Origin of the sequence: Burkholderia sp. Bp8992, assembly GCF_003853705.1 — a bacterium.
Taxonomy (GTDB): Bacteria; Pseudomonadota; Gammaproteobacteria; order Burkholderiales; family Burkholderiaceae; genus Burkholderia.
This window is the reverse complement of sequence record NZ_QTQI01000015.1, coordinates 90315-116841: the sequence shown is the minus strand read 5'-3', so window position 1 is coordinate 116841 and position 26527 is coordinate 90315. Positions and strand designations below refer to the sequence as shown.

Annotated in this window: 31 protein-coding genes; 20 read left to right on the top strand and 11 right to left on the bottom strand. The window is 69.4% G+C overall.

Annotated features, from left to right (window positions below):
* Positions 1–15: 15 nt before the first annotated feature.
* Positions 16–936: a pyridoxal-phosphate dependent enzyme gene (locus tag DIE03_RS22100; protein WP_124454004.1), complete on the top strand. Its 921-nt coding sequence runs from the start codon at positions 16–18 to the stop codon at positions 934–936.
* A gap of 243 nt (positions 937–1179) precedes the next feature.
* On the opposite strand, the gene DIE03_RS22095 is transcribed toward DIE03_RS22100, so the two are convergent.
* Both DIE03_RS22095 and DIE03_RS22090 read right to left on the bottom strand, forming a co-directional pair.
* Complete coding sequence (locus tag DIE03_RS22095; RefSeq protein ID WP_124454002.1) at positions 1180–2163, bottom strand: DUF2242 domain-containing protein; 984 nt, start codon at positions 2161–2163, stop codon at positions 1180–1182.
* 116 nt (positions 2164–2279) lie between these two features.
* A complete protein-coding gene (locus DIE03_RS22090) occupies positions 2280–3173 on the bottom strand; it encodes a LysR family transcriptional regulator (protein WP_124454000.1) in 894 nt (297 codons plus the stop codon).
* A 108-nt stretch (positions 3174–3281) separates the two neighbouring features.
* On the opposite strand from DIE03_RS22090, the gene DIE03_RS22085 reads away from it, so the two are divergent.
* Both DIE03_RS22085 and DIE03_RS22080 read left to right on the top strand, forming a co-directional pair.
* The gene (locus tag DIE03_RS22085; RefSeq protein WP_124453998.1) at positions 3282–4037 is read left to right on the top strand and encodes a TerC family protein; all 756 of its coding nucleotides are present in this window, start codon (positions 3282–3284) and stop codon (positions 4035–4037) included.
* Positions 4038–4128: 91 nt separating this feature from the next.
* Positions 4129–4431, top strand: coding sequence for a zf-TFIIB domain-containing protein (locus tag DIE03_RS22080; protein WP_124453996.1), 303 nt, complete (start codon positions 4129–4131; stop codon positions 4429–4431).
* Between the two features lie 111 nt (positions 4432–4542).
* Here the strand turns inward: DIE03_RS22080 and DIE03_RS22075 are convergent, their stop codons facing one another.
* Positions 4543–4956, bottom strand: coding sequence for an Hsp20/alpha crystallin family protein (locus tag DIE03_RS22075; RefSeq protein WP_124453994.1), 414 nt, complete (start codon positions 4954–4956; stop codon positions 4543–4545).
* Positions 4957–4972: 16 nt separating this feature from the next.
* Positions 4973–5413, bottom strand: a complete 441-nt coding sequence (locus DIE03_RS22070) for an Hsp20/alpha crystallin family protein (protein ID WP_124453992.1) — start codon at positions 5411–5413, stop codon at positions 4973–4975.
* Between the two features lie 246 nt (positions 5414–5659).
* Here DIE03_RS22070 and DIE03_RS22065 point away from each other — a divergent pair, with 246 nt between their 5' ends.
* Positions 5660–6577 (top strand): 3-hydroxyacyl-CoA dehydrogenase NAD-binding domain-containing protein, encoded by a 918-nt coding sequence (locus DIE03_RS22065; RefSeq protein WP_124453990.1) that lies wholly within the window; start codon positions 5660–5662, stop codon positions 6575–6577.
* 28 nt (positions 6578–6605) lie between these two features.
* Here DIE03_RS22065 and DIE03_RS22060 read toward each other — a convergent pair whose 3' ends face one another.
* Positions 6606–6887 (bottom strand): DUF4148 domain-containing protein, encoded by a 282-nt coding sequence (locus tag DIE03_RS22060; protein ID WP_124453988.1) that lies wholly within the window; start codon positions 6885–6887, stop codon positions 6606–6608.
* Positions 6888–7054: 167 nt separating this feature from the next.
* Complete coding sequence (locus DIE03_RS22055; RefSeq protein ID WP_124453986.1) at positions 7055–7903, bottom strand: LysR substrate-binding domain-containing protein; 849 nt, start codon at positions 7901–7903, stop codon at positions 7055–7057.
* 331 nt (positions 7904–8234) lie between these two features.
* Here DIE03_RS22055 and madL point away from each other — a divergent pair, with 331 nt between their 5' ends.
* The 11 genes from madL to DIE03_RS22000 all read left to right on the top strand — a co-directional run bounded on the left by madL (position 8235) and on the right by DIE03_RS22000 (position 16993).
* A complete protein-coding gene (madL, locus tag DIE03_RS22050; protein ID WP_034186756.1) occupies positions 8235–8630 on the top strand; it encodes a malonate transporter subunit MadL in 396 nt (131 codons plus the stop codon).
* Positions 8631–8641: 11 nt separating this feature from the next.
* On the top strand, positions 8642–9409 hold the full coding sequence (madM, locus tag DIE03_RS22045; protein ID WP_124453984.1) for a malonate transporter subunit MadM: 768 nt from the start codon (positions 8642–8644) through the stop codon (positions 9407–9409).
* Between the two features lie 132 nt (positions 9410–9541).
* Entirely contained in the window at positions 9542–11188 is a 1647-nt protein-coding gene (gene mdcA / locus DIE03_RS22040; protein ID WP_124453982.1) for a malonate decarboxylase subunit alpha, read from the top strand.
* A gap of 10 nt (positions 11189–11198) precedes the next feature.
* Positions 11199–11519: a malonate decarboxylase acyl carrier protein gene (mdcC, locus tag DIE03_RS22035; RefSeq protein WP_124453980.1), complete on the top strand. Its 321-nt coding sequence runs from the start codon at positions 11199–11201 to the stop codon at positions 11517–11519.
* Positions 11509–12444, top strand: coding sequence for a biotin-independent malonate decarboxylase subunit beta (locus DIE03_RS22030; RefSeq protein ID WP_124453978.1), 936 nt, complete (start codon positions 11509–11511; stop codon positions 12442–12444). The genes mdcC and DIE03_RS22030 overlap by 11 nt, the downstream gene beginning before the upstream one ends.
* The gene (gene mdcE, locus DIE03_RS22025; RefSeq protein ID WP_124453975.1) at positions 12431–13138 is read left to right on the top strand and encodes a biotin-independent malonate decarboxylase subunit gamma; all 708 of its coding nucleotides are present in this window, start codon (positions 12431–12433) and stop codon (positions 13136–13138) included. Before DIE03_RS22030 ends, mdcE begins: the two co-directional genes overlap by 14 nt.
* Positions 13125–13793 carry a malonate decarboxylase holo-[acyl-carrier-protein] synthase gene (gene mdcG / locus DIE03_RS22020; protein WP_124453973.1) on the top strand — a complete coding sequence of 223 codons (669 nt, stop codon included), beginning with the start codon at positions 13125–13127 and terminating at the stop codon, positions 13791–13793. Before mdcE ends, mdcG begins: the two co-directional genes overlap by 14 nt.
* Positions 13790–14656 (top strand): triphosphoribosyl-dephospho-CoA synthase MdcB, encoded by an 867-nt coding sequence (gene mdcB, locus DIE03_RS22015; protein ID WP_124453971.1) that lies wholly within the window; start codon positions 13790–13792, stop codon positions 14654–14656. Before mdcG ends, mdcB begins: the two co-directional genes overlap by 4 nt.
* Complete coding sequence (gene mdcH / locus DIE03_RS22010) at positions 14653–15585, top strand: malonate decarboxylase subunit epsilon (protein WP_124453969.1); 933 nt, start codon at positions 14653–14655, stop codon at positions 15583–15585. Before mdcB ends, mdcH begins: the two co-directional genes overlap by 4 nt.
* 117 nt (positions 15586–15702) lie before the next feature.
* Positions 15703–16224: a phospholipase D-like domain-containing protein gene (locus tag DIE03_RS22005; protein WP_124453967.1), complete on the top strand. Its 522-nt coding sequence runs from the start codon at positions 15703–15705 to the stop codon at positions 16222–16224.
* Positions 16225–16348: 124 nt separating this feature from the next.
* Positions 16349–16993 carry a phosphoribosyltransferase gene (locus DIE03_RS22000; protein ID WP_185658193.1) on the top strand — a complete coding sequence of 215 codons (645 nt, stop codon included), beginning with the start codon at positions 16349–16351 and terminating at the stop codon, positions 16991–16993.
* A 7-nt stretch (positions 16994–17000) separates the two neighbouring features.
* Here DIE03_RS22000 and DIE03_RS21995 read toward each other — a convergent pair whose 3' ends face one another.
* Positions 17001–18218, bottom strand: a complete 1218-nt coding sequence (locus DIE03_RS21995; protein ID WP_124453963.1) for a polyhydroxyalkanoate depolymerase — start codon at positions 18216–18218, stop codon at positions 17001–17003.
* Positions 18219–18390: 172 nt separating this feature from the next.
* On the opposite strand from DIE03_RS21995, the gene DIE03_RS21990 reads away from it, so the two are divergent.
* Positions 18391–19020 carry a glutathione S-transferase family protein gene (locus DIE03_RS21990; RefSeq protein WP_124453961.1) on the top strand — a complete coding sequence of 210 codons (630 nt, stop codon included), beginning with the start codon at positions 18391–18393 and terminating at the stop codon, positions 19018–19020.
* Between the two features lie 173 nt (positions 19021–19193).
* Positions 19194–19400: a hypothetical protein gene (locus tag DIE03_RS21985; protein WP_124453959.1), complete on the top strand. Its 207-nt coding sequence runs from the start codon at positions 19194–19196 to the stop codon at positions 19398–19400.
* A 110-nt stretch (positions 19401–19510) separates the two neighbouring features.
* Here DIE03_RS21985 and proP read toward each other — a convergent pair whose 3' ends face one another.
* Positions 19511–21001: a glycine betaine/L-proline transporter ProP gene (gene proP, locus DIE03_RS21980; protein WP_124453957.1), complete on the bottom strand. Its 1491-nt coding sequence runs from the start codon at positions 20999–21001 to the stop codon at positions 19511–19513.
* 541 nt (positions 21002–21542) lie between these two features.
* Here proP and DIE03_RS21970 point away from each other — a divergent pair.
* Entirely contained in the window at positions 21543–21875 is a 333-nt protein-coding gene (locus DIE03_RS21970; protein WP_124453955.1) for a YnfA family protein, read from the top strand.
* A 27-nt stretch (positions 21876–21902) separates the two neighbouring features.
* Here DIE03_RS21970 and dnaQ read toward each other — a convergent pair whose 3' ends face one another.
* The 3 genes from dnaQ to DIE03_RS21955 are packed head-to-tail and all read right to left on the bottom strand — an operon-like array spanning position 21903 to position 23928.
* Positions 21903–22637, bottom strand: coding sequence for a DNA polymerase III subunit epsilon (dnaQ, locus tag DIE03_RS21965; protein ID WP_124453953.1), 735 nt, complete (start codon positions 22635–22637; stop codon positions 21903–21905).
* Positions 22638–22675: 38 nt separating this feature from the next.
* Positions 22676–23119, bottom strand: a complete 444-nt coding sequence (rnhA, locus tag DIE03_RS21960; RefSeq protein WP_124453952.1) for a ribonuclease HI — start codon at positions 23117–23119, stop codon at positions 22676–22678.
* Entirely contained in the window at positions 23116–23928 is an 813-nt protein-coding gene (locus DIE03_RS21955; protein WP_124453950.1) for a class I SAM-dependent methyltransferase, read from the bottom strand. Before DIE03_RS21955 ends, rnhA begins: the two co-directional genes overlap by 4 nt.
* Before the next feature lie 18 nt (positions 23929–23946).
* On the opposite strand from DIE03_RS21955, the gene gloB reads away from it, so the two are divergent.
* The gene (gene gloB, locus DIE03_RS21950) at positions 23947–24753 is read left to right on the top strand and encodes a hydroxyacylglutathione hydrolase (protein ID WP_124453948.1); all 807 of its coding nucleotides are present in this window, start codon (positions 23947–23949) and stop codon (positions 24751–24753) included.
* Between the two features lie 151 nt (positions 24754–24904).
* On the top strand, positions 24905–26464 hold the full coding sequence (locus tag DIE03_RS21945; RefSeq protein WP_124453946.1) for a transglycosylase SLT domain-containing protein: 1560 nt from the start codon (positions 24905–24907) through the stop codon (positions 26462–26464).
* Positions 26465–26527: the final 63 nt, after the last annotated feature.

Genomic DNA, 26527 nt, shown 5'->3' with positions numbered 1-26527 from the left:
ACTGCGCCCCGTCCCATGCCGCTTCATATCCCGACCCCTTATATCCGCTCGCAAATCGCGTCCCGCCGGCTCGGCCGCACCATCCGGCTGAAGCTCGATGCGCTGCAGCCGTCGGGCTCGTTCAAGCTGCGCGGCATCGGTGCCGTCTGCGAAGCGCGGCACGCGGCCGGCGCGCGGCGGTTCGTGTCGTCGTCGGGCGGTAACGCGGGTATCGCGGTCGCGTATTGCGGCCGCGAACTCGGCGTGCCGGTGCTCGTCGTCGTGCCGGAAAGCGCATCGGCCCGCGCGCGCGAACGGATTCGCGTCGAAGGCGCGGAAGTGGTCGTGCATGGCGCGAGCTGGGCCGAGGCGAACGCGTTTGCGCAGTCGGCGCTCGGCGAGCACGACACGTTCGTCCATCCGTTCGACGATCCCGTGCTGTGGCAGGGCCACGCGACGATGATCGACGAGATGGCGGCGGCCGGACCGAAGCCCGCTGCGGTCGTGCTCGCGGTCGGCGGCGGCGGGCTGCTGTGCGGCGTGCTCGAAGGGCTGGCGCGCAACGGCTGGCACGACGTGCCGGTCGTCGCGGTCGAAACGGAAGGCGCCGACTGCTATGCGCGGTCGCTTGCGCAGGGGCGCCCGGTCGAACTGGCCGCGATCGCGAGCATCGCGACGTCGCTCGGCGCGAAGCGGCCGTGCGATGCGGCGGTCGAATGGGCGACACGGCACGAGATCCATCCCGTCGTCGTGTCCGATGCGGACGCGGTGGCCGCATCGCTGCGGTTTCTCGACGAACACGGGATCGTCGTCGAACCCGCATGCGGCGCCGCGCTGGCCGCGCTCGAGCGGCCGGTGCCCGTGCTCGAGAAGGCGTCGGACATCGCGGTGATCGTCTGCGGTGGCGTGACGGCGTCCGTCGAGCATCTGCAGACGCTGCGCGCGACGTTGCGGTAAATCGCTGCGCAAGCGAGCAGGGCGGTCGGCAAATCGCGGGCGGTCAGTGACGCTCGGGTTGCGGCCGCCGCGGGCAGCGGCTGCGCATGGTGTGGCGCGTCGCGTCGGCGTAATTTCTCCGTCGGCACTGCGCGGCCCGGCCGGAAGTGCGGAAATCGCTTTGGAGAATGATGCGCAGGGAGCGCGTATCGTCGCGCTGTACCGCGTGCGGCCGGGCGCGACGATACGGGACGGCGGAGCCGGTCAGTTCGCGGCCGGTGCGCTCGCGCCGGACGGCGCCGACGATGCAACCGGGTTGGCGGCGGCAGGCGCGGGCACGGACGAGGCCGGCTTGGCAGCGGCCGGTGCCGAAACGGCGGGCGTCGATGCCGCGGCGGCAGGCGCCGCCGGGCTGGAAGCCGATGCAGGTGCGGAAGCCGGTGCGGCAGCCGAAGCCGGCGCGGGGGCGGAACCGGAAGCCGCTGCCGGCGCGGCAGCATGCGTCGCAGCCGACGCCGCGGCAGGCACGGCAGTCGCACCCGATTCGGGCGCGACGCCCGGCACCGACAGCGGGACCGGCGCCGCGGGCGGCGTCGGCACGACCGGCGTCGTCATCTTCATCGGCTCGCCTTGCGGCGTCGGCGCGGGTTCGGGCAGCGGCGCGACGGGTTCCTTCTCGGCAGCCTTCACGGTGGCGCGATCGCGGCGTGCCGGGTCGATCTTCAGGAAATGGTCGACGAGATTGAAGAAGCGCTCATAGAACACGCCGGCCGGAATCGTCTCGCTCGCGGTCTTGACGAGCGCATCGTCGCTCGACCCGATCGGCAGCGACAGCGAGCCGAACACGCTCAGGCCGACGCTGGCCGACGTATTCGACTTCTTCAGCGTGTAGCGGTCCTGCACGGCGTTCACGTACGCGATGCTCGACGTGCCGTCGGCATTCGCATCCGCGCACACGACGTGAAATTCGATCACGACGTGCATGTCGTTGCTCGGCTGGAAATTCTTGCTGCCGTCGACCGCGTCGTTACGCGACGACGACACCACATAGCCCTGGCTCAGCAGCGCGCGCCGCGCGGCCTCGCAGGCCGCGTCGGATTTCGAGTGGAACGTATGCGCATACGGGCTGCTGGTCGCGTCGAACTGTTCCTGCTGGTAGATCGGCTTGGGCGGCGACGAGCACGCCGCCAGCACGGCCGCGGCCGCGAGCGCGCACGAAACGGAAAACAGGCGAAATCGGTTGTGCATGGCGTCTTTCAGAAGGCTTGGCGAGAGGTCGCGCAATGGCGGTGCCCGCGATGATGCGCGTGCACATCTCGTAAGGCCGGGGCGTCATTATAGTTTCGTTTGATGTCGCGCTCGCTTCAGTCGGCCGGCGCAACGCGCGCCGCGGCCAGCAATTGCGACGCCAGCGGGTGATGTTCGCCGCGCCGCGAGCGGATCGCGTGGATCTCCTCGGTCACGTCGCCCGCGCGCCCGAGCCGCCGCAACCCGCGCAGCAGCGACGCATCGTTCGCGCCGAGTTCGCTCAGCGGAAACACGCCGAGGCCGCGCGCCGCGAACACGGCCATCAGCGCACTGTCCTCGAATTCCCCGGCCACGCGCGGCACGATCCGTTCGTCTTCCAGCCACAGGTCGAGGCGGGCGCGCAGCGCCGAATGCGCGGTCGGCAGCAGCACGGGCAGGTCGGCCAGGCACTGCGGAAAGTGCTGCCGCGCGGCCGGCGTGACGAGCGCCGCGGGGCCGTACCAGTCGACCGGCGACGCGACGAGCCGCTCGCTCGTCACGCGCAGGTTCGACCCCGACGGCGCCCCCTGGCCGGCGAGCACGAGATCGAGATGATGCAGCGCGAGTTCCGCGAGCAGCGCATCGTGCTCGCCCTCGTGGCACAGGAGCCGCAGCGTGGGCGTGTCGAGCACGGGAGCCAGGATCGCATGCGCGGCGAGCTTGGAGATGCCGTCCGCGAGCCCGACCGCGAGCCGCACGGTCGGCCGGCTGGCCGCCGCGCGCACTTCGTCGGGGATCAGCCGCCCCATCTCGAAGATGGCCTCCGCACGCGCAAACGCGGCCTGGCCCGCGTCCGTCATCGTGACACCGCGCCCGGCCGGGCGCAGTAATTGGTGCCCGAGCGATTTCTCGAGCTCGCGCACCTGCGCGCTGATCGTCTGCACGGCCATGTCGAGCCGGCCGGCCGCGCGCGCGAAGCCGCCTTCCTTCACGACGACCCAGAAATAGTACAGATGTCGAAAATTGAGCATCGGATCGATATATCGTAAAAACCGAACCTAAAGTCAGATTCTCTCTGATTTTTTCGAAGTTCGGGGCGGCCTATCATCAGGCTTTCCACTTTCGTATCGGCCCATTTCATGGACTACCTGCTGACGCTTGCCGTCGATCCCGCCGTCTGGGCTGCGCTCCTGACGCTCGTCGTGATGGAAGTCGTGCTCGGCATCGACAACCTGATCTTCATCTCGATCCTCAGCAACAAGCTGCCCGAAGCGCAGCGCGCTCGCACGCAACGCCTCGGCATCGCGCTCGCGCTGGTGATGCGCCTCGCGCTGCTCGGCAGCGTCGCATGGATCGCGAGCCTCACCGAACCCGTGTTCACGCTGTTCGACCATGCGTTCTCGTGGCGCGACATGATCCTGCTGTCCGGCGGCCTGTTCCTCGTGTGGAAGGCGACCACCGAGATCCATCACCACGTGTCGCACGACGGCGGCGGCGAGGGCGGGGCCGGCGGCGCGGCCGGCCTGACGGTGTGGGCGGCGATCGGCCAGATCGTGTTGCTCGATATCGTGTTCTCGATCGACAGCATCGTGACCGCGATCGGCATGACCGAACACATCCCGATCATGTTCGTCGCCGTGATCGTCGCGGTGACCGTGATGCTGTTCGCTGCGCAGCCGCTCGCACGCTTCATCGACCGCAACCCGACCATCGTGATGCTGGCGCTGTCGTTCCTGGTCGTGATCGGCATGACGCTGATCGCCGAAGGTTTCGGCTCGCACGTGCCGAAGGGTTACATCTATGCGGCAATGGCGTTCTCGGCATTCGTCGAGGGCATGAACATGCTGGCGCGGCGCGCGAAGGCGAAGCGCGCGGCGCAAGTGGAACGCGACTGAGCCGGCGCGCGTGACGCCGGCCGCCGCGGCAGCCGGCTCGCTGCGCGTCGTACGGAATCCAGACGAAATTCGCACGGAAAGGAGAAGCGCGATGAAATGCCCTGTCTGCAAGACGCCCGACCTGCTGATGGCCGAGCGCCGGTCGATCGAGATCGACTACTGTCCGACGTGCCGCGGCGTGTGGCTCGATCGCGGCGAGCTCGACAAGCTGCTTGCCCGTGAAACCGGCGATGCACCGGCCCGCCGCGACGCCGCACCGACGCAGCACACTGCACCGGCGCAGCGCGGCCGCGACGATGGCTGGGGGCGCGACGGCCGCGTGCACGACGAGCGTTACCGGCACGACGGGCAGCGTCGCAAGAAGTCGGTGTTCGACCTGTTCGATTTCGATTGAATCTGCAGTCCGCGTGCCTGAACGCGCGCGGCCCAATGCAAAAAATCCCCGCCTGGCATCGCGCCTGGCGGGGATTTTTCATGTGCGTCGCGTCAGGATACGCGCCAACACTTACGCATTGCCGGCCGTCACGTCGATGCGGCGCGGGCGCGTCTCCTCGCGGCGCGGAATCGTCAGCGTCAGCACGCCGTCGCGCAGGTTGGCGTCGATCCGCGACGTGTCGAGGTCGGGACTCAGCACGAACGTGCGTGCATAGCGTGTCGAGCGAACTTCGGCATGTCGCACGCGCAGGTCTTCCGGCGTATCGATGTGCGTGCCGGCTTCGATCGTCAGCGTGTTGTCGTACACCTTCACGTCGAGGTTCTCGCGCGGCACGCCGGGCAGGTCGGCCCGCAGCGTGACGCCGCGATCGTTCTCGACGATGTCGACGGCCGGCGTGATCGCGGGCCGGCGCGCGGCCTCGGCGGCAGCGGCAGGATGAACGGTGTTCGTTTGGCGCTCGGCCAGGATCGGGTTCGTATTCATGTCGGTATCCTGAAGGTTACTGAACGGTGATCGCGCGCGGCTTCGAGGCTTCGCGCCGGCCGACGCGAATCAGCAGGCAGCCGTTTTCGTAACGCGCGCTGACCTGGTCGGGATCCGCGTCGCGCGGCAGTTCGACGACACGGCGGAACGCGCCGTGAAAGCGCTCCTGTGCATAGGTGCGCACGTCTTCGCCTTCGGCACGCGGCGCCGGTTTGCGCTCGCCGCTGATCGTCAGCAGGTCCTTGTCGATCGACACGTCGAAGTCGCCCGCGGCCATGCCGGGTGCGAACGCAACGATCTCGATGGCTTCGTCGGTGGCGCCGACGTTGAGTGCGGGAAACGCGCCCGGACGCACCGCGCGGATGCCGGACGGGCGCTCGCCGAGCAGGTTCGCCACTTGCCGCTGCACGCGGGCAAAGTCGTCGAACAGGTCGTAGCCGTGATGGATACCGCTCATGTTGGTCCTCCTGAACAGGGAACACGGGAGACGTGACGGCGCGACGCCTGCGGCGGGCGCGACGGGTGGCTCCACTGGATCGAAACGGGGGCCGTGCAAGCGATGAAGCACGGCCCGACGACGGTTAATTAGTGGCCGCTGCCGCGCATTTCAAGAGGGCATCCGCAATCTGCGTCAATGCATGCGCACAGGATTCGATGCGACAATCGCCGCGAGCGATCTGCAGACCAACCACACGGGACAATCATGGACATTCGACGTATCGCGATCGTCGGCGCCGGCGTGATCGGCGCGAGCTGGGCGGCTTTCTATCTGGCGCAGGGTTTCGACGTCGTCGCGACCGATCCGGCGCCGCACGCCGACGCGCGGCTGCGCGACGCGCTGGCCGCATTTCTCGGCGAGCGGGCCGCCGAACTTTCCGCGCGGCTGTCGTTCGACGCCGATCTCGGGCGCGCGCTGGACGGCGTCGACTTCGTGCAGGAAAACGGCCCGGAACGGCTCGACCTGAAGCGCGCACTGTACCGTCAGATGGACGACGTGCTGCCCGCGCACGTGCCGATCGCATCGAGTTCGTCGGGTCTGAAGATGTCCGATATCCAGATCGCGTGTGCGAAGCATCCGGAGCGTTGCCTGATCGCGCATCCGTTCAATCCGCCGCACCTGATCCCGCTCGTCGAGCTGGTCGGCGGCGACGCGACCGGCCAGGATGTGATCGCGCGCGTGAAGCAGTTCTACGATGCGCTCGGCAAGCAGACGATCGTCCTCAACAAGGAGATGACCGGCCACGTCGCGAACCGGCTCGCGGCCGCGCTGTTCCGCGAGGTGTATCACCTCGTCGCCGAAGGCGTCGTGAGTGTCGCCGACGCGGACAAGGCCGTCGCGTGGGGGCCGGGCCTGCGTTGGGGGCTGATGGGGCAGTGCCTGACCTATCACCTCGGCGGTGGCGCGGGCGGGATCGCGCACTTCCTCGAACACCTGTCGGGGCCGATCACGAGTTGGTGGGACGATCTCGGTACGCCGTCGTTCGATCCGGAGGTCGACCGCAAGCTGACCGACGAGCTGCGCGCGATCCAGGGCGAGCGTTCGATGCAGGAACTGGCGGCCGAGCGCGACCGCTTGCTCGTCGAGCTGATCGACGCACGGCGCCGCAGCTTCCTGCCCTGATCCGGTCGTGTCGGCGCGGCGGCGCCGGTCATTGCTGCGACGTCGCCTGGCTGGCCGGCGGCACGTGGGCCAGCCAGGCCGGGCTCGCGGCCTGCACGAGTTCGCGGTTGCGTGCGCGGGTCGCGGCGTTCGGCGGATAGTTGCTGTCGTTCGTCGGCAGTTCGCCGTCGAGATAGGCCTGCTTGAGCTGGTCGATGACTTCCGCGCGCGTCAGGCCCTGTTGTGTGGGCGCCGACGCGTCGGTCTGGGCAAAGGCGGGGGACAGCAGCGCGGCTGCAGCGGTCGCGACGGCGAATCGCAAAACGTTCATGGTGGGCTCCGATCAAGGGGACGGGGAACCGGACGCGCACGGCGACCTGCCGTGCGTTCCGATGGGTCCCATTGTCGCGAGCGGGTGCTGCGCGGACGATGACGCGTTCCGGGCAAAGCTGTCAGGTGCGGGCGCGGCCGTGCCCGCGTGCGGCGCGCCCGGCGCGGCTACAGCTCGGCCGCGGCGGTGATCAGCGTCGCTTCGAGCGCGAGTGTCGAACGCGACGCGGCCGCCGGCCGGTCGATCACGTATTCGAGTTCGCCGAGTTCGGGCAGCCCCGCGTCGAGCCGCGCGAGCCCGGCCGGGATCACGTAGCCGGCGAACGCGCTGACGCCGAGCCCCGCGCTCGCGGCCGCCCGCAACACCGCGACGCTGCTGCTGACCACCGCGATCCGGTACGGCCGCCCGACGGCCTCGAGCGATTCGAGCACGCGGCGGCGCGATACGCTCGGCTCCGGGTGCATCGCGAGCGGCAGCACGGTTTCATGGCCGGTGAGCCGCGATTCGGGGCCGGTGCACCAATACAGCGGTTCGCTGCGGATCACGCGGCCGCGCCGGCTGCCCGCGATGCGCTTCGCGAACACGAGATCGTGCCGGCCTTCGTCGAGCGCGTCGAACAGGTCGCCCGACAGCCCGGTCGAGATCGCGAGCTCGACGTCCGGGTTGCGCTGCACGAAGCTCGCGAGCGCGGCCGTCAGGTGCGCCGACGCGAAATCCTCCGACATCGCGAGCCGCACCTTGCCCGACAGCGGCGGCCCGCAGACCGACGTGACGGCCTCGTCCATCAGTTCGAGAATGCGCACCGCGTAACGGAACAGCGCGTCGCCGTGCTGCGATAGGTGCACGTTGCGCGTGTCGCGCTCGAACAGCGGCCGGTCGAGCAGCTCCTCGAGGCGGCGGATGTGCTGGCTGACGGTCGACTGCGACAGGCTTACGCGCTCGGACGCAGCGGTGAAGCTGCCGGACTGGGCGACGGCGACGAAGCTGCGCAGCAGCTCGGGCGGTAACGGACGCATTGCTAAATCCACTGAATCGGTTTCGACAACTTCATAAATGGCCGGGTTTTGCGGCGCTAGTATCGGATCACGCGCCAGTGCGGCCTCCGCGAACGGGGCGAATCGGGCGCGTAGCCCGTGTCGCGCCGCCGGCTGCTTCGGTCAGTCTAAGCCATCCGGCGTCCGGCCCGAAACCGCATCATCCCATCGACCCCGAGAACGTGCTCGCACGACGAGCCGCCGGGCCGCGGCGCCCCCGCCGCAGGAGACACAAGTCCGCGCCCGGGATCGGCGTGCGGGCCCGGTTCCTGCATGCGTCCGGCGCCCGTCACGAAGAGACTGGAGACGACTCATGATCATCTACGGAACCGCGCTGCTGGCGTTCTGCCACCTGGCCGGACTGTTTCTCGGCGACCTGCTCGGCAGCGCGATCGGCGTGAAGACCAACGTCGGCGGCGTCGGCATCGCGATGCTGCTGCTGATCTGCCTGCGCCTGTGGCTGCACCGGCGCGGCTGGCTGCCGAAGGAGACCGAGGCCGGCGTCGGTTTCTGGGGCGCGATGTACATCCCGGTCGTCGTCGCGATGGCCGCGAACCAGAACGTCGTCGCCGCGCTGAAGGGCGGCCCCGTCGCGCTGCTGGCCGCCGTCGGCGCAGTCGCGATCTGCGCATGCTGCATCGCGGTACTCGTGCGCACCGGGCGCGACGACACGGCCTTCGCGGGCGTGCCGCAATTCGAAGAACAGTAACGGAGGCCGCCATGCTGCAGATGCTCGAAAAGACTGTCGCCCACAATGGGCTCGTCGCGTCGTTCGCGCTGGTCGGCCTGATCATGTGGCTGTCGTCGATCGCGTCGCGCAAGCTCACGTTCGGCCGCGTGCACGGCTCCGCGATCGCGATCGTGATCGGTCTCGTGCTCGCGTACGTCGGCGGCGCATTCACCGGCGGCGAGAAGGGGCTGGCCGACGTCAAGCTGTTCGCCGGCATCGGCCTGATGGGCGGCGCGATGCTGCGCGATTTCGCGATCGTCGCGACCGCGTTCGAAGTGCAGCCGACCGAGGCGCGCAAGGCCGGGCTCGTCGGCGTCGTGTCGCTGCTGCTCGGCACCGTGCTGCCGTTCATCGTCGGCGCGTGCATCGCGCGCGCGTTCGGCTATACCGACGCGGTCAGCATGACGACGATCGGCGCGGGCGCCGTCACCTACATCGTCGGGCCCGTCACCGGCGCGGCGATCGGCGCGAGCTCCGACGTGATCGCGCTCAGCATCGCGACCGGGCTCGTGAAGGCGATCATCGTGATGGTCGGCACGCCGGTCGCGGCGAACTTCATGGGGCTGAAGACGCCGCGTTCCGCGATGATCTTCGGCGGGCTGGCCGGCACCGTCAGCGGCGTGAGCGCGGGGCTCGCCGCGACCGATCGTCGGCTCGTCCCGTACGGTGCGCTGGTCGCGACGTTCCATACGGGCATCGGCTGCCTGCTCGGGCCGTCGCTGCTGTTCTTCACGACGCGCGCGCTGGTCGGCGCATAGCGCGCTGCGGTGCGGCCCGCGCGCGGGCCGCATCCATCGCGGCGTCCTCTGAGTCGCATTCGTCAACATCATCAATCGGCGGCGGCACGAGGCTTAGAATGCCGCTGAACCATCGAAGCGGGAGAACTGTTCATGACGGGATGGAATCACGCGCGGCAGGCGCGCGATGCACGGCTCGCGGCCGGCGCGGCTTATGCGCAGGGCAAGCGGGTCGATGCGCGCGACACCGTCGCGTTGCTCGAAGCGGTGCTGCGGCCCGGCGACCGCGTCTGCCTCGAAGGCGACAACCAGAAGCAGGCCGACCTGCTCGCGACGGCGCTCGCCGACGTCGACAGCGCGAAGATCCACGACCTGCACATGGTGCAGTCGGGTGTCGTGTTGCCCGAGCATCTCGACGTGTTCGAGCGCGGCATCGCGAAGCGTCTCGATTTCGCGTACTCGGGCCCGCAATCCCAGCGCATCGCGAAGCTGCTGTTCGGCGGCAAGATTGCGCTCGGCGCGGTGCACACCTATCTCGAGCTGTTCGCGCGCTACTTCATCGATCTCACGCCGCAGGTCGCGCTGATCGCCGCGGTCAGCGCCGACGCCGACGGCAACCTGTACACGGGCCCGAACACCGAGGACACGCCGACCGTCGTCGAGGCCACCGCCTTCAAGGACGGCATCGTGATCGCGCAGGTCGACCGCATCGTCGACAAGGTGCCGCGCGTCGACATCCCCGGCGATCGCGTGCATTTCGTCGTCGAGGCCGGCCGGCCGTTCTACGTCGAGCCGCTGTTCACGCGCGATCCGGCCGCGATCACCGAAACGCAGATCCTCACCGCGATGCTCGCGATCAAGGGCATCTACGAGCCGTACGGCATCAAGCGCCTGAACCACGGGATCGGCTTCAACACGGCCGCGATCGAGCTGCTGCTGCCGACCTACGGTGCAAAGCTCGGGCTGAAGGGCAAGGTCTGCACGCACTGGGCGCTCAATCCGCACCCGACGTTGATTCCCGCGATCGAGTCGGGCTGGGTCGAGCAGATCCACTGCTTCGGCTCCGAGGTCGGGATGGACGACTACATCCGCGCACGTTCCGACGTGTGGTTCACGGGCCCCGACGGGTCGCTGCGCTCGAACCGTGCGTTCTGCCAGACGGCCGGCCTCTATGCGTGCGACATGTTCATCGGCTCGACGCTGCAGATCGACCTGTCCGGCCATTCGTCGACGGTCACGGCCGAGCGGATCGCCGGTTTCGGCGGCGCGCCGAACATGGGCAGCGATGCACGCGGCCGGCGCCATCCGAGCGAGCCGTGGCTGAAGGCCGGCGCAGAAGCCGACCCCGACACGCCGGCGGCACTCAGGCGCGGCCGCAAGCTCGTCGTGCAGATCGGCGAGACGTTCGGCGACAAGAACGTGCCGATGTTCGTCGAGAAGCTCGATGCGCTGAAGCTCGCCGACAAGCTGCAGCTCGATCTCGCGCCGATCATGGTCTACGGCGACGACGTCACGCACATCGTCACCGAGGAAGGGATCGCGAACCTGCTGATGTGCCGCGACAAGGACGAACGCGAGCACGCGATCCGCGGCGTTGCCGGCTATACGGAAATCGGCCGCGGCCGCGACCGCAAGATGGTCGAGCGGTTGCGCGAGCGCGGCGTGATCCGCCGCCCGGAGGATCTCGGCATCGATCCGCTCGACGCCGACCGCCGCTGGCTCGCCGCGCGTTCGATCAAGGATCTCGTGCACTGGTCGGGCGGGCTCTATGCGCCGCCGGCCCGGTTCCGCAACTGGTGAGGAAAAGCGCATGGAACAGTTGAACTATCGCTTCACCGCGCGTGAACGCGCGAAGGGCGAGCAGGCCGCGGCGCTGGTCGGCGTGGTCGCGTCCGGCAATCTCGAGGTGCTCGTCGAGCGTGTGCTGCCGGGTAACGAGTGCGAGATCGACATCCGCACCGCGGCGGTCGGTTTTGGCGCGGTATGGCAGGCCGTCGTGTCGGATTTCGTCGAACGGCGCACGCCGGGCGGCCTGAAGCTGTCGATCAACGACGGCGGTGCGCGGCCCGACATGGTGTCGCTGCGGCTCGCGCAGGCCGTGCGCGCGATCGAGGGGACGCATGATGAGTGAAGTGATCCACGACGCACCGCCATTCGTCGCGAACGGCGCGAGCTGGTACGAAGCATCGGCGCGGCAGCGCATCGACGGGCTGCTCGACGCGGGCAGCTTCGACGAATTCCTCGGGCCGGCCGAGCGCGTGACGAGCCCGCACCTGCCGCTGTTCGGCCTGCCGCAGCAGTTCGACGACGGGATGGTGGTCGGCCACGGCCGGCTCGACGGCCGGCCGGTGTTCGTCGCCGCGCAGGAAGGCCGCTTCATGGGCGGCGCGTTCGGCGAGGTGCACGGCGCGAAGCTCACGGGGCTGCTGCGCGCCGCGCGCGAAGTCGGCAAGCCGGTGCTGATCCTGTTCGATACGGGCGGCGTGCGGCTGCAGGAAGCGAATGCGGGCGAGCTCGCGATCGCCGAGATCATGCGCGCGCTCGTCGACGCGCGTGCGGCCGGCGTGCCGGTGATCGGGCTGATCGGCGGGCGCGCGGGCTGCTACGGCGGCGGCGGGTTGCTCGCCGCGTGCTGTTCGGCGCTCGCGGTGTCGGAGCAGGGGCGCATCAGCGTGTCGGGCCCCGAAGTGATCGAGACCAATCGCGGTGTAGAGGAATTCGATTCGAAGGATCGCGCGCTGATCTGGCGCACGATGGGCGGCAAGCACCGGCGGCTGATCGGCGGCGCCGATCGTTACGTGGCCGATACGCCGGACGCGTTCCGCGCGGCGGCACTCGACCTGATCGGCCGTGCGCCTGGATTCGATACGGCGATGCTGCGCGCGGAGCAGGCGCGTCTCGAAGCGCGTGTCGAACGGTTCGGCGCGTGCAAGGATGCGCTCGACGTGTGGCGCGCGCTCGGGGCCGACAAGCCGGAAGCGATTCCGGGGATGCCCGACGAAGCATTCGCCAAACTCGCCGATCAACTGCAGGAGCCGCAGCATGACGCTCGATGAAGTTTTGAACTCGCTGTTTCCCCGAGGCCATTCGATCGCGCGCAAGGGCGGCCTGCTGACGGGCCACGCGGAACTGGCCGGCACGCGCGTCGACGTGATCGGCGTCACCGACCGCTTGCCGTTCGGCATCGACGAGGCGCTGGCGCTCGCGTCGCATGTGCTCGACACGATCGCGCGCGGCGGCGACACGCCGATCGTCGTGCTCGTCGACAGCGACAGCCAGCGGATGAGCAAGCGCGACGAACTGCTCGGCCTGAACGAAGGGCTGTCGCATCTCGCGAAGTGCCTGATGCAGGCCGATCTCGCCGGGCACCGGACGATCGGCGTGCTGTATGGCCACACGGCCGCCGGCGCGTTCATCGCGACCGCGCTCGCGACGCGCACGCTGCTCGCGGTGCCGGGCGCCGAGCCGGAAGTGATGGACCTGCCGTCGATGTCGCGCGTGACCAAGCTGCCGATCGACGTGCTGAAGGAAATGTCGCGCTCGACGCCGGTGTTCGCGCCGGGGCTCGACAATCTCGTGAAGATGGGCGCCGTCGATGGCGTACTCGATCCGTCTCGTGCGCTCGACGCACAGGTCGGCGAATGGCTCGGCAAGCCGGCCGACCGTATCGACCGGCGGGCGTCGCGCGGCCGGCCGGTTGCGTCCGACGTCGCGCAGCGCGTCGAGGCACTCGCGCGTGCTGCGCGCTGAGCTGCCGCTGCGCCGCCACACGCTGGTCACGCTGACGGCGGCCGGGTGGAGTGCGGCCTTCGCGCGCGACCCCGCGCTCGCGGGCGAGCCGCTCGTGCGCACATGGGCCGAGCGCGGCTGGCCGCTGATCGTGCGCCGTGCGTCGCCGGATGAAGCCGACGCCGGCCGCGTGCCGCTCGGCCTGCCGCTGCCGCCCGCGGCAGGCAAGCGGCGCATCGCGCTGAACGTCGCCGCCGACGTGCTCGCGACGGTCGGCCCGCTGCCCGCGCTGGCCGACGTGTTCGCCGCCGCACCCGACGCATGGCACGTGCCGCTGCGCGAGCTCGACGCGCTCGGCGCGCGCTGCGGCGTGCAGGGTCGCGTGTTCGGCAGTCTTGCCTGGCAGGCGCTGACGGGCGAGCGGTACCTCACCGCATCGTCCGATCTCGATATCGTGTTTCCGCTGCCGGCGGCCGAGCCGCTCGCCGCGCTGCTCGACGGCCTCGCCGCAATCGACGCGCGCGCGCCGATGCGCATCGACGGCGAACTGCTGCGCGCGGACGGCGCGGGCGTCAACTGGCGCGAACTGCACGCGCGGCGGCCCGATGTCGCGGTGAAGACCGCGATCGCCGTCGAACTGATGGCGGCCGACGCCTTCACCGGAGGCACGCGATGAGCGCATGGGCTGCCTGCCGCGTACCGGCGTCGTCCGATGCCGAGCGCATCGCCGCGCTGGCCGAGCGCAGCCTCGTGCTGGAGATCGAGACCTATCCGAAGCCGGGTCTCGTCAGTCATGTCGACACCGGCAGTCACAGCGACATGGATGCCGCGACGTTCGCGCGCAGCGCCGCCGTGCTGCGGCCTTACTTCGCGGAACTGGCCGCCGCGGGTGCGCGCGATGCCGACATGGCCGTGCTGCGCAAGATCGGCCTGCGCGCCGAGCACGCGATGCTGGCCGCGACCGGCGGCGTCAATACGCATCGGGGCGCGATTTTCGGGCTCGGGCTGCTGTGCGCGGCCGCGGGCCGGCGCGCGGTGCCGGATGTCGTGCCGGACGGGACGACGCTCGGCGCGTTCGTCTCCGGCCGCTGGGGCGTCGATATCCTCGGCGGCCCGCGTTTGCCCGACAGTCACGGCGAACGTGCGAGCCGCCGCTACGGCGTCGGCGGCGCGCGTCGCGAAGCGGCCGACGGCTTCGCGACCGTGTACGCGGTCGGGTTGCCTGCGCTGCGCCGCGCGCAGCGCGATCTGCCCGGCGATCCGGAAGCCGCGCGCGTCGACGCGTGCTTTGCACTGATCGCCGCGCTCGACGACACGAATCTGTTGCACCGGGGCGGCCAGGGCGGCCTCGATTTCGCGCGGGCGACCGCCCGTGCGTTCGTCGCACGCGGCGGCGTGCGGGCGCGCGACTGGCGGCTGCGCGCGGCCGCCGCGCACCGTGCGTTCGTCGCGCGCCGGCTGAGCCCCGGCGGCGCGGCCGACCTGCTTGCGATGAGCGTATTCGTCGATGCGCTCGAAGCCGGCGGGGAGACGCGATGACGCTGGCCATCCTCTGTTCGGGGCAAGGCGCGCAACGCGCCGACATGTTCGACCTGACGGGCGCGGCGCCGCAGGCCGATGCGTTGTTCGCGCACGCCGGCCGGCTCCTCGGCGACGATCCGCGCACCTGGGTCCGGCAGGCCGGGCCCGACGCGCTGCGCGAGAACCGCGCGGCGCAGATCCTTTGTACGGTCCAGGCGCTCGCGGCCGCCGCGCTGCTCGACGCGGCGTGGCCGCGCCGGCGCTGCGTCGCCGGCTACAGCGTCGGCGAGGTCGGCTCGTGGAGCGTCGCGGGGATGATCGAGCCGCATGACGCATTGGACCTCGCCGACGCTCGCGCCCGCGCGATGGATGCGGCGAGCGGCGGCGACGAGCGGATGGTGTTCGTGCGCGGCCTCACGCGCACACGGCTCGCGCAGCTGTGCGACGGCCGGGAGGCGGCCATCGCGATTGCGAATCCCGGCGACGCGTTCGTCGTCGCGGGCCGGCAGGCCGATGTCGATGCGGTGGCCGACGCCGCCGCTCGCGCCGGCGCATCGCGCGTCGCGCCCGTCTGCGTGCACATCGCATCGCACACGCGCCGGCTCGCGGCGGCCGTACCGGTGTTTCGCGCGTCGCTCGCCGCGCTGCGCGTGCGGCGGCCGTTGCCCGTCACGCGGCTGTTTTCGGGGATCGACGGCGCGTCGGTGCTCGACGTCGACACGGGCCTCGACAAGCTCGCGCGGCAGATCGCGGAGCCGGTCGAGTGGGCGGCCTGTCTCGCCGCCTGCGTGGAGGCCGGTGCAACGGCGTTTCTCGAACTCGGGCCCGGGCGCGCGCTGGCCGAGATGGCCGGTGGCGCGTATCCGGCGCTCCCGGCGCGCAGCCTCACGGATTTCCGTTCCGTCGACGGCGTGACGAGCTGGCTCGCGCGCGTCGCGGCCGGCTGATCGATGGCCCCGAAAACGGCCTGAAACACAGCCGCGCGACGCCCGTTCCACACTGTGTGTTGCGCCGGCGCAGCAGCGTCGCAGGCGGTGCTTGCCACGCGAATTGGCGTCGCTACAATGGCGCCCGCCATGAGACCAGCCGCCATTCTTCTCGCCGCGCTTTGCTGTGCGACGAGCGCCCACGCCAGCCTGATTCCGTCCGATGCCGCATCGGTCGGCACATACTTTTCGTATGACAATGCGGCGGCCGATGCGACCGTCGACCTGATCGAACAGGCACAACGTCGCGTGCTGCTGGCCGGCTATACGCACGTGCCGCCGGCGGTCGCGAGCGCGTTGCGCGCGGCCCGCGCGCGCGGGGTCGAGGTCCGTGTCGTGCTCGTGCGCTCGCCGCGCGCGGGCCGGTACAGCGGCGCCGGTTACCTGAAGTCCGCGGGCATCGACGTCGCGATCGATTCGCGGCATGGCGGCGCGCCGCCGCGCTTCGTGATCGTCGACGACAGCGTCGCGCTGACGACGCTGTCCGACGGCGCGGCCGCGCATGCCGAAACGGTGAATGTGTTCCAGCGCGCGCCCGAGCTCGCGCAATCCTACGCGCAGTCGTTCTGGCGGCTGTACCGGCAGGCCGGCGGCCTCTGATCCTTTCCCCGGCGCCGCGCACGCCGGTGTGACCCCGCTTGCATCGGCGCGGCCGATGAACCATGCTCGTTGACAGGCGCCGGCGCGGGTTTCGCGCATCCGGCGCAACGGCAGGGAGCCGATCGTGACCGAGTGTTTTGCCGATCGCGCCGATGCCGGCCGCCAGCTGGCCGACGCATTGTGCGATTACGCGGGGCGGAGCGATGTCGTCGTGCTCGCGTTGCCGCGCGGCGGCGTGCCCGTCGCGTATCCGGTCGCCTGCGCGCTGCGCGCGCCGCTCGACGTGCTGGTCGTGCGCAAACTCGGCGTCCCGTTCGATCCCGAACTTGCAATGGGGGCGATCGCCACCGGCGGCGCGATGCATCTGCAGCGTTCGGTGATCCGTTCGATGAACGTGTCGGACGTGCAGCTCGCCGACGTGATCGTGCGCGAGACGGCCGAGCTTCATCGCCGCGAAGCACTGTATCGCGGCGCGATGCCGCCGCTGCCGGTCGACGGACTCACCGCGATCGTCGTCGACGACGGCGTCGCGACTGGCGCGTCGATGCGCGTCGCGCTGCAGGCGTTGCGCGAGCGCCGCCCCGCGCGCATCGTCGCCGCGGCACCGGTCGCGCCGGCGAGTGCGCGGCATGTGTTCGACGATCTGGCCGACGCATTCGTCACGGTATCGCAGCCGCTGCGGTTCTTCGGGATCAGCCAGTTCTACGCGCGCTTCGAGCAGACGAGCGACGACGAGGTGCGCAGGCTGCTCGAAGCAGCGCGGCCCTGACGCCGGATCACGGCCGCCGGGTGCGGCGCGTGCGCGGGCGCGCCGCTTCCGCCAGCGCGAACACGCGCTGCAGTGCCGGGTGGACGTTGCCGCGCCAGCGCGGCCCCGTGAACAGCCCGTAGTGATCGCAATCGTCGATATCGACGCGATGGCGCTCGCCGGCCGCGAGGCCGCGACAGAGGTCGAGCGCCGCATGCGTCTGGCCGGCGCCCGCGACGGCATCGCATGCGCCTTCGACGGTCAGCAGCGTGACGCCGCGCAGCGCGGCCGGCTCGACGCGCGTGCCGCCCACGTCCCACGTGCCGGTCGCGAGGCTCATGCGCTGGAACACGATGTCGACCGTGTCGAGGAAATAGTCGGCCGGCATGTCGAGCAGCGCGGTGTATTCGAGCAGCGCACGCCGCGCGCCGGCGAGCCCGGCCATGTCGAAGCGCGACGCGGCCAGCGCGTAAGCCTCGATCAGCGTCAGGAAACGCTGCGGATACAGCAGCGCGATCTCGCCCTGCTGCAGATAGGTCGGGAACACATGGCGACCGTGCCCCGCGAAGCCGGGCGGCACGATGTCGATCAGGTGGCGGCGGCACCAGTCGAGCGAGCGGGCGGCGGCGGCCGTGCCGAGCGCGCTCGGATTCAGGCGCGCGTCGAGCGGGCCGCCGATCAGCGTGACGCTCGCGGGCGGTGCGAGGCCGCGGGCGGCGCGCAGCGCCAGCGCGCCGAGCGCCGGCACGGTCGCCTGGCATACGGCGACGACGTGCAGCGGCCGGTCGTCGTGCGCGAGCCCGCCGACGAAGCCGTCGAGCAGCACGACGTATTCGTCGAGCCCGAAGCGGCCTGCTTCGAGCGGCACGTCGCGCGCATTGCGCCAGTCGGTCACGCAGACGTCGCCGTCGGCGAGCAGCGTCTCGACGGTTTCCCGCATCATCACGGCCGCGTGCCCGGCGAGCGGCGCGCACAGCAGCACCGTGCGCCGCGCGTCGGCACGCGCGAAGCGCCGCAGGTCGCAGAACGGCGTGCGGGCGGCGACCTGCTCGTCGACGGCCGGCCGCCCGATGTCGAAGCGCGGCGGCCCGGCCGACGGCCCGAGCAGCGGTTCGAACAGGTCGTCGTAGCACGACGACGCGGCGTGCGGCAGCGTGGCCGCGGGCCACGCATCGAACGCGTGCCGCGTCGCCGCGCGCCAGGCGCGCATCCATTCCCGCTGCTGCTCGACGAGGGCATACCACATGGCGAACCTTGGGGCGGAAGGGGCGTGAATCTGCATTATGGTCACTGTCGCCGCGCAGCGGGAGCCGGAAAGCACGACCGTCTGCTGCGCATCAAGCGTGCGGGCGCGCTAGCCGATGCCGCGCGACGCTGCTACAGTCGTCGATCCCATCCCCAGAAGCGGAGCGTTTGCGATGAAGCTGATCGGCATGCTGGATTCCCCGTTCGTGCGCCGCGTCGCCATTTCGGCGAAGCTGCTCGACCTGCCGTTCGAACACGAGTCGATCTCGGTGTTTCGTCATTTCGAGCAGTTCAGCACGTTCAACCCGGTCGTCAAGGCGCCGACGCTCGTGACCGACGACGGTGCGACGCTGATCGATTCGTCGCTGATCGTCGACTATCTCGATCACCGCGTTGCGCCCGAGCGGCGCCTGCTGCCCGAGGCCGCCGATGCGCGGCTGCGCGTGCTCGTGCCGGTCGGCTTTGCGCTGGCGGCGGCCGAGAAGTCCGTGCAGGTCGTCTACGAACAGGCGCTGCGCCCGTCCGACAAGCAGCACGCGCCGTGGCTCGAGCGTGTGCTGGGGCAGGTCGAGGCCGCGTACGGCCAACTGGAGCCGCTCGTCGCGGCCGCCAACGGCTGGTTCGGCGGTGCGCGCCTGCTGCAATCCGACGTGACGGTCGCGGTCGCATGGCGCTTCACGCAGTTCATGGCGGCCGACTACCCGGCGCTCGCGCGGATCGATCCGGCCCGTTATCCGGCGCTGGCCGCACATTCGGCGCGCGCGGAACAGCTTCCGGCATTCGTCGAGACGCCGCTCGTCTAGGCCGCGCGGGGCGGCGCGAGGCGGTGCCACGCCGCTGTCGCTTGCCCGCCCGGCCTTGCCCGGCAAGCGGCTGCCGATTGTTCTCTGCGGCTGACAAGTGACTTCGCATTCGCGCTGTTTATCCGGAATCGGCCGGTGCCTAGAATCCACTCCATCGAATCACGCATTGCCAGATGGAGCAGATGATGAAAGCCCTGATCGAATCGAGCCTGTACCACCCGTCCGTCGTGTTGCCGCTTGCCGCGCTGACGCAGTTGATGGTCGAGCGCGATTTCAATCTCGGCCAGGTCGGGTTGATCATGGCCACGCGCGGTGCCCAGGCGGCCGTGTCGCGTTCGCGCGCACTGATCTTCTGCCGTCACTGCGAAGCGCGCGCGTGAAGGCGTCTGCATCGAGAGAATGAAAAAAAGCCCGGCCGGCGCAAGCCGGTCGGGCGGATCGGGTTCGATCGGGCCCCGGCTTCGGCCGGGGCTTTTGCATTGTGCGACGCTTACGCGCGGGCAGGAGTCGCAACGCCGTAGATCTCCGACTCGTCGTCCTCCTCGCGCAGCTTGCGCGCGAGCTGGTGCGCCTCGCGGCGCGTCGCGACGGCCGGCGGCGAGCCCTTCAGCGGCTGGCGCGCGGTTTCGGCGAGTGCGACCACCGACACGATGCCGATCACGGCGGCGCCCATCATGTAGTACGCGGGCATCATCAGGTTGTGCGTCACGTCGACGAGCCATGCGGTCACCAGCGGCGTCGTGCCGCCGAACAGCGATACCGACACGTTGAAGCCGATCGCGAGCGCGCCGTAGCGGATCTCGGTCGGGAACAGCGCCGGCAGTGCCGACGGCATCACACCGGTGAAGCACGACAGCAGCACGCCGAGGATCAGCAGGCCGCCGAACACCGACGCGGTGGTGCCGGCGTGAATCAGCATCATCGACGGGATCGACAGCACGAGCAGGCCGACACAGCCGGCAAGCATCACGGGCTTGCGGCCGACCTTGTCCGACAGGCGGCCGGCGTACAGCGTCATCGGCATCATCAGCACCATCACGATCAGCACGAGCACGAGGCTGTGCGATTCGTCGAAGTGCAGCGTCGACGACATGAAGCTCGGCAGGTACGACAGCACCATGTAGTCGGTCACGTTGAAGATCAGCACGAGGCCGACGCACAGCAGCAGCGCACGCCAGTTGCGCATCAGCGTTTCGCGGAAACGCGCCTTCGGCACGGCCTTGTCCTGCGCTTCGCGCTCTTCCGCCTGGCGCTTGAACGCGGGCGTTTCCTCGAGCTTCATCCGGATGTAGAGACCGATCAGGCCGAGCGGGCCGGCGATCAGGAACGGCACGCGCCAGCCCCACGACAGCAGTGCTTCCTGCGACAGCGATGCGGTGAGCAGCGCGACGACGCCGGCGCCCATCACGTAACCGATCAGCGTGCCGAACTCGAGGAAGCTGCCCATGAAGCCGCGGCGCTTGTCGGTCGAGAATTCGGCGATGAAGGTGGCGGCGCCGCCGTATTCGCCGCCGGTCGAGAAGCCCTGCACGAGACGCGCGACGAGCAGCAGCACGGGCGCCATGATGCCGATCGACGCGTAGCTCGGGATCAGGCCGATCGCGAACGTGCCGACGGCCATCATGATCATCGTCGCGGCCAGCACGCGCTGGCGGCCGATGCGGTCGCCGAGCGGTCCGAACACCATGCCGCCGAGCGGGCGCACGAGGAACGCGGCCGCGAACGTGCCGAAGGTGGCGAGCAGCTGCGCGGACGGGCTGCTGGACGGGAAGAACACCTTGCCGAGCGTGACGGCGATGTAGCTGTAGACGCCGAAGTCGAACCATTCCATCGCATTGCCGATGGCCATCGCGCTGACGGCGCGCTTGAGCAGGCTCTGGTCGACGACGGTGATGTCGTCCGCAGCGAGCGGGGCCTCGCCGGACGGCGAAGCGGTGGAAGAAGCAGCGGTCGGGCTGACGTGTGTTGCGGTCAAGGTCATGCACTCCTTTGACTGCGCCGGAACGGGCGGGCCGTCCGACACGGTTTGCCGGCGAGCGCGGTGTCGGATGCGGCGCGTCGGGGCAGGCCATTAAGCACTTACTGCACACAAGGCGGCAAGAAGCCATAAGGGGCTGCTTCGACGCGGGCCCGATGGGCCGTCGCGACAGTGCGCTCATGAAGAATGGGCCGCGTGATGCTGGCGGCAGATGCCGGTGCGGACGATGTGTCCGGCGTTCCGGCAATGCCCCGAAGGGGCAACGAAACGAGAAAAGCGGGCCTGTCGGGCGGGCTTTCCTGTGGGTGCAATTTCGATCGAAAGGCCGGCCCGCCATGCGCGGACGGACTTCTCTCGAAATTGAATAGACAGAGATTGAATGTCGAAACAGGCGACATGATAGCACGATGACGGATGATCGTGCAAATTGCCGGGAGACGCCCGCCCGGCGGGGCATTCGGCGCGGCCTGCTCGGGTATGATCGGCGGCGCGCGGCGGGGCCGTGCTGCCCCCGCGACGAGGGGCCGAATCCACGAGGAACCGGATGACCGAACTGATCAGGATCGCGGCGCTGTTCGCCGCTACCGCGCTCGCCGAAATCGTCGGCTGCTACCTGCCGTGGCTCGTGCTGAAGGGCGGGCGCCCGGGCTGGCTGCTGGTGCCGGCCGCACTGTCGCTCGCGCTGTTCGCGTGGCTGCTGACGCTGCACCCGAGCGCGGCCGGACGGACCTATGCCGCGTACGGCGGCGTCTACATCGCGGTGGCGCTGGTCTGGTTGCGGGTGGTCGACGGCGTCGTGCTGACCCGCTGGGACGTGGCCGGCGCGGTGCTCGCGCTCGGCGGGATGGCCGTCATCGCGCTGCAGCCGCGCGTGTAGGCGCGGCCGCAGTGCGTGCCGTGGGCGTCAGGCCGCTTCCGCGCCGACCGCGTCGCCCGACGCGCGCCACACGCAGGTACCCTTGACCGACTTGTCGAGCTCGTCGAGCTGCGCCTGGTGCGCAGCAAGCTCGTCGTCGCTCGCAGCCAGCACGGCCAGGTCGAGCGCAGCGAGCGACACGCGCTGGCCGTTCGCCGCGCCGCCGTCGGCGCCCCCGTCGTCGAGCATGTCGATCACGAGGCTGTCCTGGCCGCGCGTCATCGCGAGATACACCTCGGCGAGCAGTTCCGAGTCGAGTAGTGCGCCGTGCAGCGTCCGGTGCGCGTTGCTGATGCCGAAGCGGTCGCACAGCGCGTCGAGCGAATTGCGCTTGCCGGGAAACATCTGCTTGGCCTGCACGAGCGTGTCGATCACGCCGCCGCAATGTTCGGTGAACGGCGGCAGGCCGAGCCGCGCGAATTCGGCGTCGAGGAAGCCCAGGTCGAACGGCGCGTTGTGGATGATCAGCTCGGCATCCTTCACGAAGTCGAGGATCTGGTGGGCGACTTCCGCGAATTTCGGCTTGTCGCTGAGGAATTCGGTCGTGAGGCCGTGCACTGCCAGCGCGCCCGGATCGCTGTCGCGCTCGGGGTTCACGTAGAAGTGCAGGTTGTTGCCGGTGAGCCGCCGGTTCAGCAGCTCGACGCAGCCGATTTCGATGAGGCGGTCGCCCGTGCGGGCGTTCAGGCCGGTGGTTTCGGTATCGAGAATAATCTGGCGCATGTCGGGAAAAACGAAGAATACAGGGGAGCGGCCGGTGTTCAGGCCGTGAGCGATTCGACGCCGCGATTCGCGAGCGCGTCCGCGCGCTCGTTTTCGGGATGGCCCGAGTGACCCCTGACCCAGCGCCACTCGACTTCATGCTGCGCGACGAGCGCGTCGAGCCGCTTCCACAGGTCGGCGTTCTTCACGGGGGTCTTCGCCGCGGTGACCCAGCCTTTCTTCTTCCAGCCGTGGATCCACTCGCTGATGCCTTTCTGCACGTATTGCGAATCGGTATGCACGACCACGTGGCACGGCCGCTTCAGCGCTTCGAGCGCGGCGATCACGCCCATCAGTTCCATGCGGTTGTTGGTCGTGTTCGGCTCGCCGCCGAACAGCTCCTTCTCCTTGTCGCCGTAGCGCATCAGTGCGCCCCAGCCGCCGGGGCCGGGGTTGCCCTTGCAGGCGCCGTCGGTATAGATGTCGATCGTATCGATTGTCATGAATGTTCTTGATGGGTAGTCGGGGAGGCCGCCGGCGTCAGGCCCGGTGCGAGCACGGGCTTCTTCATCTTGATCTGGCCGACGAGACGCATGCCGCGCACGCGCTTGACGGCCGTCACCATGTAGACGGCGCCGAAGATCGGCCACCAGCGGTCGCCGGCGGCCTCCATGAAGCCGTAGCGGGCCAGCCACTTGTCGGTGGCGAGCGGCGGCCGGTAGCAGCCGAAGCGGCCGCGTTCGAGGTCGAAGCCGAGCAGCTTGATCCAGTCCTTGAGCCGGATGAACGCGATCTGGTCGCGCGTGGCCGGCACGAACGGGTGATTCGCCATGCGCCCGAACGACTGGCGCATGCCCCACAGGCTGAGCGAATTGAAGCCGGTGATCACGAGCTGGCCTTCCGGCATCAGCACGCGCTCGGCCTCGCGCAGCAGTCGGTGCGGGTCGGACGTGAATTCGAGCGTGTGCGGCATCACGATCAGGTCGACGCTCTGCGACTCGAACGGCAGGTCGAGCAGGTCGCACCAGGTCGTGCTGCGATCGGCGGGCGCGTGCGCCGGCGCATGCGCTTCACGTGCCCACGGGTACTGGTACGGCGCGCTCGCGCCGCTCGCCGGGTCGAGCACGAGGCCGCGATACGGCATGCGGTTCTCGCGCAGCGCGTCGAGCTGCGGCAGGCCGAGCTGCAGCGCGTGGAACCCGAAGACGTCGGACACGATCCGGTCGAGCTGCGCCTGCTCCCAGCCCAGCACGTAGCGGCCGGGAGGCGAGTCGGTCCAGGCGGGCCAGTCTATAATTTGACGGTCAGACATAACGATGATTGCGCGCCCATGAACGAGCTGGAATACGTGCCGGTTCCGGCATTCGAAGACAACTATATCTGGCTCGTCTCGGACGGCCGCGATGCAATCGCCGTCGATCCGGGTGAAGCCGCGCCCGTACGCCGGGTTCTTGCCGAACGAGGCTGGCGGTTGACCGCTATTTTACTCACGCACCACCACGCCGACCACGTCGGCGGTGTCGAGGCGCTGCGTAATAGCCAACCGGACGATGCGCCGCTGACCGTTTACGGCCCGGCGGCCGAAGCGATCGGCGTGGTCACGCGGCCGCTTTCAGGCGGCGATCGCGTGACGCTCGACGCGCCGGCCGCCGCGTTCGACGTGCTCGACGTGCCCGGTCACACGCGCGGCCACATCGCCTATTTCCAGGCGGCCGGGCAGCGCAACGCCGCGCCGCACGTGTTCTGCGGCGACACGCTGTTCTCGTGCGGCTGCGGCCGCCTGTTCGAAGGCACGCCCGCGCAGATGCTTGCATCGCTCGACGCGCTCGCGGCGCTGCCGGGCGACACGCGCGTGCATTGTGCACACGAATACACGCTGTCCAATATCCGCTTCGCACTCGCGTGCGAGCCCGGCAATGCGGCGCTCGCCGCGTGGCGCGACGAAGCGCAGGCGCTGCGCGCGCGGGGCGTGCCGACGCTGCCCACTACGATTGCTCACGAGCGTGCCGTTAACCCGTTCATGCGGGCGGACAGCGCGGCGATTCATGCCACGCTCGAGGCCGAGCTGCACGAAACAGTGCCGGATCGTCTGGCGGCATTCACGCTGATGCGCGAGTGGAAAAACCGGTTCCGATGATGATTTCCGGAGGACTCCAAAGCTCAAGCGGTGTCTGTAAAAATTGCTCCAAATGTAGGATTTCGCTGAGTTTTCGGTGTTTTTATTGACGTGAAGCACGCACTTCCGTAGTATCGCCTGCAATTTCCAGCCGTCGGAAGCCGAGATTTTCATGCGACTTATATTGAGTGCGATGGTGGTGCTGCTACTCGCCGCTTGTGCGAGCCAGCCCCCTGTCGCCAACAACGCCGCCGATTCGCAGGCGACGTCCAACTACCTCCGTAAATCAGCCACCGCCAAAGAAACTGTCGACGTCGACAAGCAATCCGTCGGCGACCTGACCAGTGCCGACTCCGATCTGTGGGGTCGCATTCGCCGCGGCTTCCAGATGCCCGACCTGCAGAGCGACCTCGTCGACATGCAGACGACCTGGTACACGCAGCGTCCCGATTACGTGCAGCGCATGACCGAGCGCTCGCAGAAGTACCTGTACCACATCGTCGAGGAGCTCGAGGCGCGTCACATGCCGACCGAGCTCGCGCTGCTGCCGTTCATCGAGTCCGCGTACAACCCGCAGGCGCTGTCGGTCGCGAAGGCGGCCGGCATGTGGCAGTTCATGCCCGGCACGGGCCGCACGTACAACCTGAAGCGCAACATGTGGCAGGACGAGCGCCGCGACGTGCTCGCGTCGACGAGCGCCGCGCTCGACTACCTGTCGCGCCTGCATGACATGTTCGGCGACTGGTACCTGGCGCTGGCCGCGTACAACTGGGGCGAGGGCAACGTGCAGCGCGCGATCGCGCGCAACCAGGCGGCCGGCCTGCCGACCGACTACCAGAACCTGCGGATGCCGAACGAGACGCGCAACTACGTGCCGAAGCTGCAGGCGGTGAAGAACATCATCGCGAGCCCGCAGCAATATGGCCTGACGCTGCCGGACATCCCGAACCACCCGTATTTCGTGACGGTCACGACGTCGCGCGACATCGACGTGGCAGTGGCCGCGAAGCTCGCGAACCTGCCGCTCGACGAGTTCCGCTCGCTGAACCCGTCGTTCTCGAAGCCGGTGATCCTCGGTGCGACCGAGCCGCAGATCCTGCTGCCGTTCGACAACGCGTCGGCGTTCGAGAAGAACCTGAAGGCCTACAGCGGCCAGCTGTCGACGTGGACCACCTATACGGTGAGCGAGCGGGCGCGGCCGGCTGCGATCGCCGAGAAGATCGGCGTCGACGCCGATACGCTGATGTCGGTCAACAAGATTCCGGCCGGCATGCGCCTGAAGCCGGGTTCGACGATCGTCGTGCCGCGCGGCGACGATGACGACGAGGACATCAGCGCCGACGTCGCCGAAAACGGCGCGCTCGCGATGGAACCGGACGTGCCCGACACGCGCAAGATGCTGATCCGCGTGCGCCGCAAGCAGTCAATGGCGGCGATCGCCGGCCGCTACGGCGTGTCGGTCGGCCAGCTGAAGGCGTGGAACCGCACGCACCGCGATCTCGCGATGCCGGGCCAGGCGCTCGTGCTGCACGTGCCGGTCGGCCGTTCGGTGCCGGCGGAACCGGGCCCGGAGCGGATCGCGACGTCGGTCGGCGGCGCGCACATCGAGCGTGCCAGCCTCGCGGTGGGCGGCAAGTCGCACGGCGCGAAGCGCGGTGCGGCAAAGCCGGCCGCCAAGTCGGCGAAGGCGGCGCCTGCCAAGGCCGCTGCGCACAAGGGCAAGAAGAAGTAACGCAGCGGCCCCGCGCAGCGCGCGCCGGTCCGGTCCGCGCGATTGCGCTATCATCCGACGAAA